Below are 15,036 nucleotides of genomic sequence, written 5' to 3'. Positions count from 1 at the left end.
TCTCGTGGAGGCCTCATGCAGCTGAGATTCGTGGAAGGAAACCAGAAACGTCTCGGAAATATCAAGCTTCCGAGCGCGATCACACAGGGCATCAGGAGGTTCTTCGCCACGTCCAATGCGCTTCGTCCGGATGGGACCTGGCGGAACTGGGGAGCCAACCATCAGTGCAGACCCGAGAGCTTCCATGAGCCCGGGTCGCTCGACGAGCTCGTGGCGATCGTCGACAGCGCGAGGGCCAGGTCCAAGAAGATCCGGATCGTCGGCGCGGGACATTCCTGGTCCGACATCGTGTGCACGGACGAATGGATGGTCAGCCTCGCGCGCATCAACGAGCTGATCGAGCTCGATCGGAAGAACAAGACCGTCACCGTCCAGGCAGGGATGCGCGTCGCGGACCTCATCGATCACCTCGACGCCGCCGGCCTCGCGCTCGTCAACCTGGGAGAGGTCGACGCGCAGCACGTCGGAGGTGTCATCGCGACCGCGACGCACGGCTCCGGAAGCACCGGCTCGTTCTCCAGCGCCGTGCTCTCCGCGAAGCTCTTGCTGTCGTCTGGCAAGGTCATCGAGATATCCAGCGCGCACAACGCACAGTACCTCGATGCGGTCAGGACCAACCTTGGCTGCCTGGGGATCGTCGTCGAGGCGACGCTCGCGGTCCGCGAGTCGTTCAACGTGCTGAAGCACCAGAAGATCTTCGAGACCGAGGCGGCGATCGCGAACGCCGCCCGCTTTCTCTCGCTCTCCGATCCGTACGCGATGAACAAGGTGTTCTTCTTTCCGTACGGCAGGCAGCACATCTACGCCGCGAAGAGGGAGGAGCTGTCGGAGCCGTCCCTCTGGGACAGGCTGCGCAACCCGCTCCTCGCCGTGGGCGACAGGCTCACGTTGAGCGTCTTGATGAACGCCGCGCGGCAGGTCCCGATCGACCTGAAGCCGCGCTTCTTGACGGCGGCGCTGGCCGCGGTGAGCACGAGCTCCTACCAGGTCGGAAAGTCGTACGACCTCCTGCTCTTCGCTCACGATCCTCGCTTCAAGGTCGTCGCTGGCCACATCGAGTCCGAGATCGCGATCCCGCTCGAGGGCCTGGGACCGGCGGTCACCTCGCTGTTCGAGCTCATGGAGCGGAGGACGTTCAAGATCAACGGCTATATCCTGGCGCGGACGGTCACCCAGGAGACGGCGTGGATGAGCCCCGCCCATGGTCGCGACTCGGTGTTCCTGACCTTCGCGCACTTCCCTTCCGAGGCGGAAGATTGGAAGGCCATCTTCGCCGAGATCGAGGCCTTCATGATCGAGCGCCATCAAGGCCGGCCGCACTGGGGGAAGATCAATTTCACGAATCGCGAGTACGCGGAGAGGGCATATCCTCGGTATGTCGACTTCGCCGATGTCCGGAGGGAGCTCGACCCGATCGGCATGTTCGCGAACGACTTCATCCGGCGGCACTTCGCCGTCGCGAGGGAGGCCGTTCCCATGAGCGCCCGGCCGGCCCCCGCCTGAGCGAGGGCGCCGGAGGCCCGGACGGGCTCGCGCGATGAGCGCCCTCGGATGTGCTCTCTTGAACCCGGCTGTCGCGCCTGGTAGCCGTGCTCGCCGCGCGGCCGTCCGTGCTCCTCGCCCCTCCCGGGCGGCGGCGCCGGAGCGGTCGCGGCTCCGAGGTGGGTTGGTCATGACGGTCGTGCGGTGGAAGGCATTGGAGCGGCGCGTGGTCCAGCACTCGCCGTGGCGGAGGATCGAGGACGTCACCTTCGAGCTCCCGGACGGGCAGGTCCGCACGTTCTCGCTCAAGAAAGAGGGGCGAGCCGTCTGCGTCCTCGCCATCTCCCGCGAGAAGAGGGTGATCCTGGCGCGCCAGTACAGGCCGGGGCCCGATCGGATCCTCGACGAGCTCCCAGGCGGCGGCGTCGAGCCTGGCGAGGCCCCGGAGGAGGCAGCGGCGCGCGAGCTCCTCGAGGAGACAGGGTATGTCGCCGGGCGGCTCGTGCCGCTCGGCCGCCCGCTGGAGTGCGCCTACTCGACCATCGAGCGACACGCGTTCCTGGCCGTGGACTGCGCGCGCGACAGGGCGCAAGCGCTGGATGAGACGGAGTTCATCGACGTGGTAGAGAAGCCGATCGAGGACTTCGTGGAGCAGCTCAGGGAGGGCGCCTGCACCGACCCGGAGGTCGGGTGGATGGGGCTTTACGAGCTGGGCTGTCTGAGAGCGAGCGCCTGAACCTCGCCGCGCGGCCGCGCGGCGGGAAGCGCGCACGCCGGCGCCGCGCCCCCCCGCCGGTCGCTGACTGCGCTATGGTGGAGCTCATGCGCAGGCACGATCACGTCCTCCTCGCCCCCGGCGCCGGCGGCTCCGGTCGCACGCTCCACGCGCCTTCGGCCGGCAGGGCGCGCCCGCACGTGGACGACCGGCTGGCGCCGCCCGAGACGCGGGTGGAGTACCTCCACGGCGCCGAGGTCTACGCCGCCCCGGCCGATCCGCCGCACGCGACGCAGCATTTCGATCTGACCTACGTCCTCGGCGCCCATGTCGCCGAGGGCTACCGGGGCGCGGTGGACATGCTGACTCGGACCGACCTCGGCAGCGACTATGCCGCCGACGCCAGCGTCTTCGCGCAGAAGCCCGACCGCGCGGGCCGGCGGCGGCTGGAGGAGCTGGCGTTCGAGGTCAGCGACAAGCAGGCCCTCGCCGTTCCGACCACCAAGGCGCGCCTGCTGATCGCCCGCGGCGTGCGGCGGGTGTTCTGCATCCTGGTGAAGCAGCGCCGGGTGATGGAGTGGTCGCGCGAGACGGACGGCTGGCGCCCGCTGCCCAAGGATGCGGTCATCGAGGATCCCTGCCTCGTGCGCCCGCTGCCGATCCAGGCGCTCCTCGACGCCGCGTCCTCGGACGACGCCGTGGCGCGCGCGCTGCTCGATAAGCGCGTGCCCGCGCTCGAGGCGGCGCTCGCGGAGGGCGAGGCGCGCGGCGAGGCGCGCGGTGAAGCGCGCGGCGAGGCGCGCGGTGAAGCGCGCGGCGAGGCGCTTGGTGAGGCGCGCGGCGAGGCGCGCGGCGAGATCAGGATGGCGCAGGAGGCCATCCTCACGGTGCTGGAGTCGCGCGGGGTCGCCACGCCGGCGGAGGTGGCCCGCGCGATCGCCGGCTGCGAGGATCTGGGCAAGCTGCGGCGATGGATCAAGCGCGCGGCGACCGCGACGACCGCCGCCGAGGTCGTCGCCGGCTCCCGGCGCAAGCGCTGAGCGAGGGCCGCCGCCGCGCGGGCGCGCGCTGGACGCGCGGCCCCGGCGCGCCCGCGCCCCCGCGCCCGTCACTCGTGATCGCCCCCGCCGCGGCGCACGTGCTTCTTCTCGCCCGTGCGCCGCTTCTCGTCGAGCCGCCGCGCCTTCGACGCACGCGTCGGCCGCGTCGGCCTTCGCTGCACCGGCACCTCGAGCGCGCGCAGGATCAGCGCGCGCAGCTTCTCGCGCGCGTCGTCCAGGTTGCGCAGCTGGTCGCGCGTAAGCTGGCTCACGATGAACAGCCGCCCCTCGGCGTCGAGCCGGCCGCGCGCCAGCACGCGCAGCCTCGCCTTGGCGTCGTCGGCGAGCTCCGGCCACGCGCCGAAGTCGAAGCGCAGCTCCACCTTGGAGGCGACCTTGTTGACGTTCTGGCCGCCGGGCCCCGACGCGCGAACGGCGCTCCAGCTGAGGAGCGCGGCCGGGGCGGTCAGCGCATCGTTGACGACGAGGGGATCGGACACGGCGGCTCTCCTGCCCTGCGGGCGGCGCGAGCGCCGTGCGGAGCGGCTGACGCCTAGCACGCGCGCGCCGCGCCCGCCGCGCTGCGCGCAGGGCGCGGCCTGCCGGCGAGGAGGCGCGTGTGCGATAGAGTCGCCATGCAGGGCCCCCCTGATCACGCCGCCGCGCCGCCGGGCGCCCCTCACCCAGGCCACCCGCCGCCTGCGCGGCTCAGCCTGCTTCGCTGCCTCGGCGTCGCCTCCGGTCCGGCCGCCGCCCTCGCGATCGCGCTCGTCCCGAGCGGGCTCCACGCCGTCCCTGGTTACGGCCACCGCCCTGCGTACGCGGCCGCTGTCGCGGCGTGGATGGCGCTGTGGTGGCTCTTCGAGGTGCTCCCCGTCGCGCTCACCGCCTGCTTGCCGCTCGTTCTCTTCCCGCTGCTCGGCGTCTTCGGCCGCGGGCTCGCGGGCGACGCGGCCCGCGCCGCCGCGCCGTTCGTCGACGCCTACATCTTCCTCTTCCTCGGCGGCATGGCGATCGGGGCCGCCATGGAGCAGTGGAGCCTTCACCGCCGGGTGGCGCTCCACATCATGCGGGCCGTCGGCACGGACCCGAAGCGCCTCCTGCTCGGCATGCTGGTCGCGACGAGCTCCATCTCGCTCTGGATCTCCAACACCGCGACCGCCGTGATGATGGTCCCTATCGGGCTCGCCCTGCTCGCGCAGCTGGAGTCGGCCGCCGGGGGGCGCAGGCTCACGCACTACGGGACGGCGATCATGCTGGCGGTGGCCTACGCCTCCAACGTCGGCGGGATCGGCACGAAGATCGGCACCGGGACGAACTCCATCTTCTGCGGCTTCGTCGCCGACAAGCTCGGCCACGATCTCGGTTTTCTGCGGTACATGGCGATCGCCCTGCCGTTCGTGGTCCTCTTCGTCCCGCTGCTCTGGCTCGCCCTGTGGCGCCTCGGCAGGCGGGACGGGCTCGGCCCCGGCCGCGCGCGCGACGCGCTCGACCGCGAGCTCGCGGCCATGGGCCCGATGAGCCGCGGCGAGAAGACGGTCGCCGCCATCTTCGCGGCGGCGAGCGCGCTCTGGATCCTCGGCGATCCGCTGCGCGCCGCGCTCGCGCCTCCCCTCCAGGCCGCGCTCAGGGGCCTGGGCGCCGCGCTCGGCTCGGGCGCCGCGGCCGGCTTCAAGGTGCAGGGCAAGCACTACGAGGCGACCGTGGCCGTCCTTGCGGCGCTCGGCCTGCTCGCCCTGCGCGCCCTCTCGCTCGCCTCCCTGCGCAGGATGCCCTGGGGCACGCTCGCCTTGCTCGGCGGCAGCTTCGCGATGGCGGCCGGCATCGAGGGCGGCGGGCTCTCGGCGTGGATGGCCGCGAAGCTCGCTGTCGTCGCCGAGGCGCCGCTGCTCGCGCAGCTCGGGCTCGCCAGCGCCGGCACGATCGCCCTGTCGGCGCTGGCCTCCAACACGGCCACGGTGAACGTGGCGCTCAACGTGCTCCCGCAGGACCTCGGCGTGCTGTTCGCGGCCACGATCGCCGCGTCCTGCGACTTCATGCTGCCGGCGGGCACGCCGCCCAACGCCATCGTGTTCGGCAGCGGGTACGTGCGGCTCCCCGTGATGATCCGGACAGGCTTCCTGCTCAACGTGGCTGCCGCCGCGCTCATCCCGGTCTACGTGTACGGCTACGCACGGCACCTTATCGGCGGCTGAGCGCAGGGGCGGCGCGGTGCGGTTTTGTGTATAAGCGCCGGCGCAGCGGATCACCGGGCGCCTCGCAAGCGGAAAGAACGCCGATGAAGGAAATGGTCATGAACGCGACAGACGGCCTGTGGAGCGCGCCGACGCCGGCGGCGCGGCCCGCGGGCGCGGGAGGGCCGCGGGGATGAAGATCGCCACGTCGTCGTCGACCGCTGCGGGGGCGAGCGCCGCGTTCGCCGAGGCCATGTCGGCGCTTCGCGCGGGCCTCGGCGCGGAGCCCGATCACGTCTTCCTGAGCTACACGGCCTCCTATGACGTCGACGAGCTCGCGCGCGCCACCGCGGCGCTGCCGCCGCCGGTTCGCGTCCACGGATCGAGCTCGTGCCAGTCGGTCATGACCGCTGCCGGCGTTCATGGCGCCCCCGGCCCCGGCCTCGCCCTGCTCGGGGTCGCCGACGCGCAGGGCGCCTATGGCGTCGCGGCCGAGCGGATCGGCGCTGCCCCGCGGGCCGCCGGCGCGCGCGCCGCGGCGCGTGCGATCGAGGACGCCGGGCGCTCCGGCGAGCTCCCGGCCCTGCTCTGGCTCAGCGTGCAGACCGGCGCGGAGGAGGACGTCCTGCTCGGCATCGAGGACGTCGTGGGCCCCAACGTGCCCGTGTTCGGCGGCTCCACCGCGGCGGACTCCATCGTCGGCAGGCAATCGCAGATGGAGCGCGGGCTGGCCCACGAGGGCGCGGCGCTGCTGACCGCCCTCTACCCGTCCGGGGAGATCTCCTATGCGTTCAGCAGCGGCTATGCCCCCACCGAGCACCGCTGTCGCGTGACCCGCGCCGAGGGCAGGCGCCTGCCCGAGATCGACGGGCTCCCGGCCGCCGAGGTCTACAACCGCTGGACCGGCGGCCTGATCTCCGCGCAGCTCGGCGGCGGGACGATCCTGGAGCACACGGCGCTCCACCCCCTCGGGCGCCCCTCGGGCTGGATCGGCAAGGTCCCCCAGTTCTTGCTCATCCACCCGGACACGGTGCGGCCGGACAACTCCATGACGCTCGGCGCCAACATCCACGAGGGCGACGAGCTCGTGCTCATGCAGGGCTCGCGCGAGAGCGTGATCGGCCGGGTCCGCTCCGTCGTCGACGCCGCGCTGGCGGCCGCGCCGCCCTCCTTCCGCGCGCAGGGCGCGCTCGTGATCTTCTGCGCGGGGTGCATGCTCGCCGTGCGCGGCGAGCTCGATCGCGTCGTCCAGGGGGTGGCCGCGTCGCTCGGGGAGACGCCGTTCCTCGGCAGGTTCACCTTCGGCGAGCAGGGGTGCTTCACCCGGGGCAAGAACCAGCACGCGAACCTCTCCATCAGCGTCGTCCTGCTCGGAGACTGAGCTGTGATGGACGAGGCCGCCCACGAGACGATCGCGGAGCTGCGACGCGCGCACGAGGAGGAGCGAGCGCTCCGGCTGGAGGCCGAAGGGCTGGCGGAGGTGCTCCTGCGCTTCACGGAGCCGGGCAGCTTCACGGAGACGCTGGCGCGCGTCGTCGAGGCGACCGCGCGGCGGCTCGGGGCCGCCGCAGGGCTCGTGATCGCGTTCGATGAGGGGGCGGACGGCCGCGTCCTCGTCGCGACCGATCCGGGCCTCTCGGCGACCGAGTGGGAGGCCGGGCCCGCGTTCTCGCGCGCGCTCGAGGGCCGGCCGGTCGCCAGCTTCGATCTCCGCCAGCTCGCCGAGTGGCAGCGCCAGCCGGAGCCCGTGCTCGCGCGCTACGGCTCCGCGCTCCACGCGCCGCTCCACGCCGGCCCCCTGCGGTCGCTGCTCGTGCTTGTCCATCCGGACCGCGCCTTCTTCGACGCGCGCCACGTCAGCCTCGTGCGCCGCCTCCTGCCCGCGGCGTCGCAGGCGCTCGCGCGCGCCCGCGCCGAGGAGGAGCTCGCGCGGGCGCGCGACCTCGCGTACGAGCGGGAGATCACCGAGAAGCTGACGCTCATCGAGCACCAGCGCGCCGCGATCCGGGCGCTGTCCATGCCCATCATCGAGGTCTGGAGCCGGATCCTCTGCGTCCCCGTGATCGGCTTCGTCGACGAGGAGCGGTGCGCGCTCCTCATGGATCGGCTCCTCGCCGCCGTGACGGCCAGGCGGGCGCGCGCCGTGGTCATCGACGTCACCGGGCTCGACCGGATGGAGGCGAGCGCGCTCGCGCTCTTCCTGCGCGTGGCGACGGCGGTGAGGCTGCTCGGCAGCGCCTGCGTGCTGGCCGGCATCGGCCCGGACGTCGCCCGGGATCTCGTGCGGGAGGGCGTGGCGCGGGGCGACGTCGTGACGTACCGCCGCCTGCACGACGCGCTGAGGGAGCTGCTCCCGCGGTCGTCCCGGTCGGCGTGATCGCTGGAGGTGCCTCGGAGGGTCAGCCGGGCGGGCGCACCGGAAAGCGCTCGGCCATCCACGCCTGCCACGCGGGCTCGTCGCGCGCCGCCGCGGCGGGCGCCCGGTCGCCGTACAGGTACAGCCGGATCGGCAGGAAGATCTGCCCGGCCATGGGAAGGGCGAACAGGTGGGCGATACCCGGCGCCGGCTCGTCGAGCCGGAGGAGCAGCTCCGGGTGCTCGCTCGTGCCGACGCGCTCGACCACCCCGGCGAACGGCGGCGCGCCGGCGGCGGAGCTCACCCGCTGTCCCTCCGCGGCGCCAGCGAGCCCGAGCGGGCCGGTGAGCGCGCCCCACGTCGCGGCCTTGGGCTCGGATCCGGCGCCCATGAGCTGGAACGCCGCGCAGGGCTGCCCGCGGAAATGGGCCAGGTAGAGCCGAAGGATGCGGAAGAAGGCCGCCCAGCCGTGCATGTGGCCCTCGAACTGGTTGTCCCAGTCGTCGGTGCTCGCGAACCAGCTGTGCACCACGCGCACGACGCAGCTCCCGCCGGACCGCGCCTCCACGATCCACTCCGTGGCGACCTTGGGGCTGCCTGGTCCCATGTCCTCCGGGGCCTCGGCGGAGAACCGGCGAGGCGGCTCCCAGGCCGTGATGGTCGCGACCGAATCCATGCTCGTGCCCGGGCCGAAGTGAGAGACGGTCGTGCCGCCCTCGCGCTCCTCGAGCTCGCTCGGCACGAACCACGACGAGATCCCGGGCCCTGTCGCGATGGCGCGCCACACCTCCTCGGGGCTGCCGGGGACCTCGACCTCGGCCTCGACGCTGCGACGGCCGGACGCGTCTTTTCTCACGGGCATGATGACTCCTTTCGTGGCGATTCGTTCGGTGTGGGTGTGGGGTGAGCGACGATCACCAGGCGGTGCGATCGCCCGCCTGGCGCCGCGTCGTCGTGGTAGCGCGCGACGAGCGCCGTCACCGCGCGGGTGAGCTCGCCGGTGAAGGCGGCGCGCTCCGCCGGAGATCGGAAGCGGACCTCGGCGTCGATCGACAGCGACGCGAGGCGCTTGTCGGCCTCCCGCGAGCGCCGGAGCAGATCGCTGACCTCGCGCACGACGCGCGCGCCCAGGGCGATGAGGTAGGTCGCGGAGAGGCGGTCCGAGGCGCGCTCCGGATCCGCGGCGACAGGCCCGAGCGCGCCGGGCGACACGACGTAGGAGGCCGCGCTCGCGACAAGCAGGCGCTCCGTCAGCCCGCCCCACTTGCGCGTCCCGGCCATGCGCACGAGCCCGTGCGCCTCGAGGGCGCGCAGGTGGTAGTTGATCTTCTGGCGCGCGATCCCGAGGCGCGTGGCCAGCGTCGCGGCGGAGGCGGGCGCCGAGAGCTCCGAGAGCAGCCGGCTCCTGACAGGCTCGAGCGCTGCCGCTGCCGCGGCCGGATCCTCGATGACGTCGACGTCGAGCACACCGCCGTGGGTATCATTGACAATTTTTTTTGTCAATGACCGCAGGCCGTACTTTCCCCGCCACGGCGAGGGGCGCGATCCCCTCGCCGTCGGGCCCGGAGCCCCCGTCTACGTCACCGACCGGCGGCGGCGTCCGGGGAGAGGGCGTTCAGGTCGATGCCGCTCGCCTCGATGGCCCGGTAGCTCGCCGCGAGGCGCTGGGCCCAGGCCTCCACGCCCTCGTCGCTCAGCAGGCCGTCCTGGCGGATCTCGAGAAGCACGCAGGGCAGGCCGCGGCCCTCGCCGTGCGTGGGGATCCCGTAGTCGCCGCCCTCGGTCACGCGGTAGGGCTCGTTGTCGCCGACGCAGAGCCCGGGCTCGCGCCGCAGCGCCTCGAGGAACGGCGCGGCGAGCCTGCGGTCGCGCCCGTAGAGGACGGCCGCGTGCCACGGCCGGTCCTGGCCGGGCATCGCGGGCGTGAAGCTGTGCACGCTGAGGATCGCCGTGCGCGCCCGGCGGTCCCGCCGCGCGTCGAGGAGCGCGGTGATCGCGCGGTGGTAGGGCCAGAAGCACGCGTCGGCCCGCGCGCGGGCCTCCGCGGCGTCGATGGTGTTGCCGGGGATGGGCACGCCGCAGCTGATCTCGGGGATGGACGTCGGCGAGCCCAGCGGCCGGTTGCAGTCGATGACGAGCCGCGAGTAGCCGGAGAGCACGAGCGGCGCGTCGAGGAGCGCGGACAGGCGGCGCGAGAGGCGCGCCGCGCCGATGTCCCAGCCGGTGTGCTCGCGGAGCGCCTCGTGCTGCCTGCCCAGCTCGGGGAGGCTCCTCGGAACCGCGTTGGACGCGTGGTCGCAGAGCAGGACCGCGCTGGAGCGGCCCTCGGGGTTCACCACCTCGAACGCGGGCGGCTCATCGGGCACGAGGATGCGCAAGGCTGGCGAAGCGGACGAAGAAGAGCTCATGACGTCTCGCCCAAGACATAGCAGACACCGGCGCGCCGGCGCCGCGCGCGCTCTCGCGAGGGCGCGCGGCAGCACGCGCGGCGCGCGGGCTCAGTGCGGCGACGTCATGCACGCGCGCAGCGCGAGCTTCGCCCGGTGCAGGAGCACCGCGACGTGGCCGGCCGAGATGCCCAGCGCGCGCGCCACGTCCTCTCCGGGTTGCTCCTCGAGCATGCGCAGCGTCACGACGGCCTTCTGGATCTCGCAGAGCTCCTCGACGCACGCGCGCAGGCGGACGTGCTCCTCGGCGCGCGCGATCGCCTCGTCGGTCGCCGGGACGTCCCCCACGGCCTCCGGGTGCGCGTCCACGTCGTCGTGCGGCCGGGCGCGGAAATGACGGCGGCGCCGGTTGCGCGCGGCGTTCCGCACCGTCCCGGCGAGCACGCCCCCCCACGCGCCGACGTCCTCCGGGAGGGCGCCCCGCTGCGCGAGCGTGAGCAGCGTGCAGAGGCCCTCCTGCACGCAGTCGACCGCGTCTTCTGGTGTCACCCCCTCCGCGCGCGCCAGCGCCGCGAGCGCCGAGCGCTCGGAGCGCACAAGGTGCGACACATGGTTGAGGAGATCGTCCGCGTCCTTGATGGCGCCCATGGTCCAGGAGGTCAGGTGTCGAGCCGCGCCCACATTACAACGGGTGGGGGCTGTAATGGATGCCGCCCTCGGGACCTGCCAGGGCATGGAGGTTCACGCCATGTCCACGAATCCTGTCCGCGAGATCGATGAGGCGAGCTTCGACGCCGAGGTGCTGGAGGCCGGGGTGCCCGTCCTCGTCGAGCTCACCGCGCAGTGGTGCCCGCCGTGCCGCGCGCTCGCGCCCATCCTGCACAAGCTGGCGGAGGAAGGCGCAGGGCGCCTGAAGGTGGTGGCGGTCGACGGCGATCGGTGCCCGGCGATCGCCCGCCGCCTCGGCATCCGCGCGTTCCCGACCGTCGTCGCGTTCGCCGGGGGCAAGGAGGTGGCTCGTCACGTGGGGCTGACCACGAAGGACAAGCTCCTCCGGCTGATCGAAGGGGGCGGGCTCCCCGGCGGTGCGGGGAGGGACCGAGCGCCCTCGCCGCCGTGACGCGACGAGATCGCGCGCTTCCACGGGCAGGCGGCCGCGATCGGCGCGTGAAGGGGCTCGGGCGCGCCCGGGGCGATCCGCCCGTGTCCTACCGTCGTGACCTGTCCGGGCGCCGGTGCGTGTCGCGCTGCCTCTCGGCGGCGGGGAAGCTGACCTTGCGGGTCGTCGACTCGTCCCCGGAGACCTCGAACGGCCCCACCGCCTGCGGATCGCTGACCGGCCTGCCGTCGTCGTCGACGAGCGAGAGCGTCCCGACATAGTCGTCGGCGACGAGCTGCACGCTCGCGTCGAACCGCTCGCAGGGGACCACCTGCCGCGTGACCTCGTTGCTCTCCGTGTTGATGAGGACCAGCTCGACCGCGGTCGCGCCGCGCGCCTTGCACTGAGCGGCGTCGGTCTTGTCCTCGATGGACCACTGGACGGTCACGAACCCCATGTCTTCAGGGTGTGCGCCTCCAGGCTCCGTCTCGCCGGTCGTATTTTCCGTGCACGCGACCACCATCGCTGCACATAGCCCTGCCAGAGCGTAGACACTTCGCATACCTACCTCGCTGTGCTCGCTGCGGACTCCAGCGCCGCGCCCCGCATCCAGCAACGCGGATGCCACGCGGCCTCGCGGCGAGCCTGCGAGCCCGGCGCTCGCGGGCAGGTCTTGAAACGGCCGAGCAGGTTCGCCATGTTCGCCATCCGATCGAACGCGAGCGGCGCCGGGCGACGAGCGGCGCCGAGTGAGGCCTCGCGACAACGGCGTCGCGCGACGCCCCCCGAGGAAGCACGACCCCGATGCGCACGCCCGAAGATGCTCGCGACAGCCCCGGAGAGGCCGCGTGGGGCGTCGCCTACGGGATCGCGGCCTACAGCTCCTGGGGCGTCGTCCCCGTCTTCTGGAAGCAGCTCCGGCACGTCGGCGCGGTCGAGCTCCTGGCCCATCGCACCGTGTGGAGCCTGCTCTCGTTCGTGGCGCTCACGCTGGCCACAGGGCAGCACCGCGCGCTCGGCGCGGCCCTGCGCGACCGGCGCGTCGTCGCGGCGATGGCGGCGACCGGCGCGCTCGTGTCGGCGAACTGGGTCCTCTTCATCTACGCCGTCGCGGTGGGGCGCGTGCTCGACGCAAGCCTCGGCTACTTCATCAACCCGCTGCTCAGCGTGCTCCTCGGCATGCTCTTCCTGCGCGAGCGGCTGCGGCCCGCCCAGTGGCTCGCGCTCGGCCTCGCCGCCTCGGGCGTCGTGTACCTGGCGGTGCGCGCCGGCGCGATCCCCTGGATCGCCCTGGGCCTGGCGAGCTCGTTCGGGGTGTACGGCCTGCTGCGGAAGGTCGCCGCCGTCGGCTCGCTCCCCGGCTCCACCCTGGAGACGTCGTTCATCGCCCCGCTCGGCATGGCCTACCTGGCCGCCCTCCACGCCGAGGGCGCCGGCGCCGCGGGCCGCGCCGATCTGCGGACCCACGTCCTCCTGGCCGCGACAGGCATCGTCACGGCCCTGCCGCTCGTCTGGTTCACCAACGCCGCGCGCCGCCTGTCGCTGACCACCGTCGGCTTCCTCCAGTACCTCGCGCCGAGCGGCCAGTTCCTGCTGGCCGTGCTGGTCTATGACGAGCCGTTCACCACGGCCCAGGCCGTGAGCTTCGCCTTCATCTGGACCGGGCTCGCGGTGTTCAGCGCCGACGCCGTGCTTCGCGCGCGCCGTTCGGGAAGTCGGGAAGGACGAGCGCGTCCTGAGCGCGCCGGAGGCGAGGCAGGAGGAAATTGAACCGCCGAATGAGCCCCGAAGAGACCGCGCCGCACGCTGCTCCACGATCGCACGGCCTTCGAGGACTGGCCCGAGCCGGATCGCAAGCGGCACCTGCGCCGCCTCTGGCTCGCTCCGCCCGGGGCGCGGCCGCCGCCGCCGGTGTTCCGCGAGCGCTACGGCGCGCTGACCCCCGGCGACCGCGGGGGCATCGTTGTACCCGGCGCGCGGCTCCACGCCCCGCTCGATCCGGCGTGAGCGGCCGCGCCCGCGAACACAGGGGCGCTCACCGCTGCTCGTCCGTAGGTGTCCCCACGTGAGCTCCTGCTCGCCGAGAAGCTCGAACCGTCACCGCCGCGTGCGCGCGCTGCATGCCCATGGCGCGCGCGCTCCGCGAGGCAGCTCACCGCCGCGTGCGCGCGCCGCACCCACACGGCGCCGGCACGCTCCTCGCAGCGCCCCTTCCCATGGCTCCCTTGCCTCCGGCCCGAGCGGCAGAGGAATGCGCCGGCGGCGATCCCGAGCCCGCGCCCGGCGGCGGGGCGCGCGTCCCTGCCGCTCCGCCCGCCGCCCCGGACGCGCACGCCGCCCGCCGCGCGCGGCGAAAGGCGCTGCTCCACGCGGCGCTCGGCGGCCTCGGCCTGGCCGCCCTGGCCGCGCTCATCCGCCACGTCGGCGCGGCGGAGATGCTCGCCGCGGTGACCCGCGCCGCGCCGTTCGTGCCTCTCCTGATCGGACTGGAGGCGGCGCGCATCGGCTGCGAGGCGCTCGCGACCGGCGTGCTCTGCGCGCCGCGCCGCGTCCCGGCCTCGGAGCTCCTTCGCATCCACGTCGTCACCTACCCTGTCATCATGCTGATGCCGGCCGGCCGCCCCGCGGGCGAGGCGGTCAAGGCCGCGCTGCTCTCCCCCCACATCGGCGCCGCGCGCGCGGCCGCCATCGCCACGGCGAACCAGTCGCTCGCGCTCCTGTCCTCGGCCCCGCTGTCGCTCCTCGCGGCCATCGCCCTCTTCCACATCGGCGGCGCCTCTCCGCTCGCCGTCGGCGTGCTCGCGCACGCCGCCCTCCTGGTCGCGAGCGGCCTCGGCGTCGCCTTCGCCGCGCGGCAGCGCACCGCCTCGGCGTGGATCACCCGGCGGTTCGCCCGGGCCGGCCAGCTCGCCGCCGCCTTCCAGGAGGCCGTCCACGAGCGCCCGCCCGTCCCGGCCTGGCCGTTCGCCGCCTGCCTCGCGGGGCGCGCCCTCCAGGCGGTGCAGTACGGCGTGCTGCTCGCCGTCGTCGGCGCCGAGAGCGGCCCCCTCCGCGCGCTCGCCGCGTACGGCGTGGGCGCCGCCGGCACGGCGGCCGGCGACCTCATCCCGGGTCAGGTCGGCGCCACGGACGGGGCCTTCGCGCTCGCCGCCTCGCTGCTCGGCCTCACCGAGAGCTCCGCCATCGCGATCTCGCTGCTCGTCCACCTCCTCCAGGCGGCCTTCGCGCTCGCGGGGATCGCCGTCGCGCTCGTGTGGCGCCGCAGCCCTCCGGCGCCCTGAGCCGAGCTCGGCCGGGCCAGGGGAGTCGCGCGCGCCTCCGGCGTGCGCTCCTCCTTGCTCCGCTCGTTCCAGAGGATCTCCAGCGCCAGCTCGACCCCCCTTGCCCTCGGCGCTCACGGACCAGCAGGGTCCCGGGAGAGTCCGGCGCCCCGGCCAACGCTCTGCAGTGCGGTCTGGAGGGGTCCGGCGCCCCGGCCAACGCTCTGCATTGCGGTCTGGAGGGGTCTGGACCCCCCTTCTGGCACAAAAAGGAGAGTGTTCAGGGACTCTTTGGCACAGAACTTCGCCGATGAATGCGTTTTCTGGCACAATTTTGCCCTGAGAATCGCTCCGCCGAGCGCTCTCGAGGGGTCCGGCCCCCAGTGTGTCGCAATGCATTGCGTTTGTGCCGGTGCCGGACCCCCCTCCCATGGCACAGAACAACGCCGTTCTGGCACAGAACCAGGTCAGTGCCCCAACCTAGGTCAGTGCCCCAACCTGGGTCGGTTCCCCAACCTGGGTC

Annotated in this window: 15 protein-coding genes; 9 read left to right on the top strand and 6 right to left on the bottom strand. The window is 73.3% G+C overall.

Annotation, left to right across the window (positions count from 1 at the left end; translation table 11 throughout):
* The first annotated feature begins 15 nt into the window (after positions 1 to 15).
* From WMF44_RS12650 to WMF44_RS12640, 3 genes are all read left to right on the top strand, one after another.
* Positions 16 to 1,503 (top strand): D-arabinono-1,4-lactone oxidase, encoded by a 1,488-nt coding sequence (locus WMF44_RS12650; protein ID WP_437299380.1) that lies wholly within the window; start codon positions 16 to 18, stop codon positions 1,501 to 1,503.
* A 169-nt stretch (positions 1,504 to 1,672) separates the two neighbouring features.
* Positions 1,673 to 2,218 carry an NUDIX hydrolase gene (locus WMF44_RS12645; RefSeq protein ID WP_437299379.1) on the top strand — a complete coding sequence of 182 codons (546 nt, stop codon included), beginning with the start codon at positions 1,673 to 1,675 and terminating at the stop codon, positions 2,216 to 2,218.
* Positions 2,219 to 2,304: 86 nt separating this feature from the next.
* On the top strand, positions 2,305 to 3,237 hold the full coding sequence (locus tag WMF44_RS12640) for a Uma2 family endonuclease (protein WP_437299378.1): 933 nt from the start codon (positions 2,305 to 2,307) through the stop codon (positions 3,235 to 3,237).
* A gap of 68 nt (positions 3,238 to 3,305) precedes the next feature.
* Here the strand turns inward: WMF44_RS12640 and arfB are convergent, their stop codons facing one another.
* Complete coding sequence (arfB, locus tag WMF44_RS12635; protein WP_012234976.1) at positions 3,306 to 3,737, bottom strand: alternative ribosome rescue aminoacyl-tRNA hydrolase ArfB; 432 nt, start codon at positions 3,735 to 3,737, stop codon at positions 3,306 to 3,308.
* 135 nt (positions 3,738 to 3,872) lie between these two features.
* Between arfB and WMF44_RS12630 the strand changes: the two genes are divergently transcribed.
* From WMF44_RS12630 to WMF44_RS12620, 3 genes are all read left to right on the top strand, one after another.
* Positions 3,873 to 5,432: an SLC13 family permease gene (locus WMF44_RS12630; protein WP_437299377.1), complete on the top strand. Its 1,560-nt coding sequence runs from the start codon at positions 3,873 to 3,875 to the stop codon at positions 5,430 to 5,432.
* A gap of 172 nt (positions 5,433 to 5,604) precedes the next feature.
* The gene (locus WMF44_RS12625) at positions 5,605 to 6,792 is read left to right on the top strand and encodes an FIST signal transduction protein (protein ID WP_437299376.1); all 1,188 of its coding nucleotides are present in this window, start codon (positions 5,605 to 5,607) and stop codon (positions 6,790 to 6,792) included.
* Between the two features lie 6 nt (positions 6,793 to 6,798).
* Positions 6,799 to 7,788, top strand: a complete 990-nt coding sequence (locus tag WMF44_RS12620) for an STAS domain-containing protein (protein WP_437299375.1) — start codon at positions 6,799 to 6,801, stop codon at positions 7,786 to 7,788.
* Between the two features lie 22 nt (positions 7,789 to 7,810).
* Here WMF44_RS12620 and WMF44_RS12615 read toward each other — a convergent pair whose 3' ends face one another.
* From WMF44_RS12615 to WMF44_RS12600, 4 genes are all read right to left on the bottom strand, one after another.
* Positions 7,811 to 8,629 carry an SRPBCC family protein gene (locus WMF44_RS12615; protein WP_437299374.1) on the bottom strand — a complete coding sequence of 273 codons (819 nt, stop codon included), beginning with the start codon at positions 8,627 to 8,629 and terminating at the stop codon, positions 7,811 to 7,813.
* Positions 8,620 to 9,234, bottom strand: coding sequence for an ArsR/SmtB family transcription factor (locus WMF44_RS12610; RefSeq protein ID WP_012234972.1), 615 nt, complete (start codon positions 9,232 to 9,234; stop codon positions 8,620 to 8,622). Before WMF44_RS12610 ends, WMF44_RS12615 begins: the two co-directional genes overlap by 10 nt.
* Positions 9,235 to 9,347: 113 nt before the next feature.
* A complete protein-coding gene (locus WMF44_RS12605; protein ID WP_437299373.1) occupies positions 9,348 to 10,175 on the bottom strand; it encodes an N-formylglutamate amidohydrolase in 828 nt (275 codons plus the stop codon).
* Positions 10,176 to 10,265: 90 nt separating this feature from the next.
* Entirely contained in the window at positions 10,266 to 10,802 is a 537-nt protein-coding gene (locus tag WMF44_RS12600) for an RNA polymerase sigma factor (protein WP_437299372.1), read from the bottom strand.
* Between the two features lie 100 nt (positions 10,803 to 10,902).
* On the opposite strand from WMF44_RS12600, the gene WMF44_RS12595 reads away from it, so the two are divergent.
* Positions 10,903 to 11,274 carry a thioredoxin family protein gene (locus WMF44_RS12595; RefSeq protein WP_012234969.1) on the top strand — a complete coding sequence of 124 codons (372 nt, stop codon included), beginning with the start codon at positions 10,903 to 10,905 and terminating at the stop codon, positions 11,272 to 11,274.
* Between the two features lie 88 nt (positions 11,275 to 11,362).
* On the opposite strand, the gene WMF44_RS12590 is transcribed toward WMF44_RS12595, so the two are convergent.
* Positions 11,363 to 11,710, bottom strand: coding sequence for a hypothetical protein (locus WMF44_RS12590; RefSeq protein WP_437299371.1), 348 nt, complete (start codon positions 11,708 to 11,710; stop codon positions 11,363 to 11,365).
* A 347-nt stretch (positions 11,711 to 12,057) separates the two neighbouring features.
* On the opposite strand from WMF44_RS12590, the gene rarD reads away from it, so the two are divergent.
* Positions 12,058 to 13,023 carry an EamA family transporter RarD gene (gene rarD / locus WMF44_RS12585; RefSeq protein WP_437299370.1) on the top strand — a complete coding sequence of 322 codons (966 nt, stop codon included), beginning with the start codon at positions 12,058 to 12,060 and terminating at the stop codon, positions 13,021 to 13,023.
* A 446-nt stretch (positions 13,024 to 13,469) separates the two neighbouring features.
* Complete coding sequence (locus WMF44_RS12580) at positions 13,470 to 14,534, top strand: lysylphosphatidylglycerol synthase domain-containing protein (RefSeq protein WP_437299369.1); 1,065 nt, start codon at positions 13,470 to 13,472, stop codon at positions 14,532 to 14,534.
* Positions 14,535 to 15,036: the final 502 nt, after the last annotated feature.

Source organism: Sorangium sp. So ce426 (genome assembly GCF_051475585.1).
GTDB classification, from domain to species: Bacteria; Myxococcota_A; Polyangia; order Polyangiales; family Polyangiaceae; genus Sorangium; species Sorangium cellulosum_B.
This window is presented reverse-complemented; position numbering and strand designations above follow the sequence as displayed.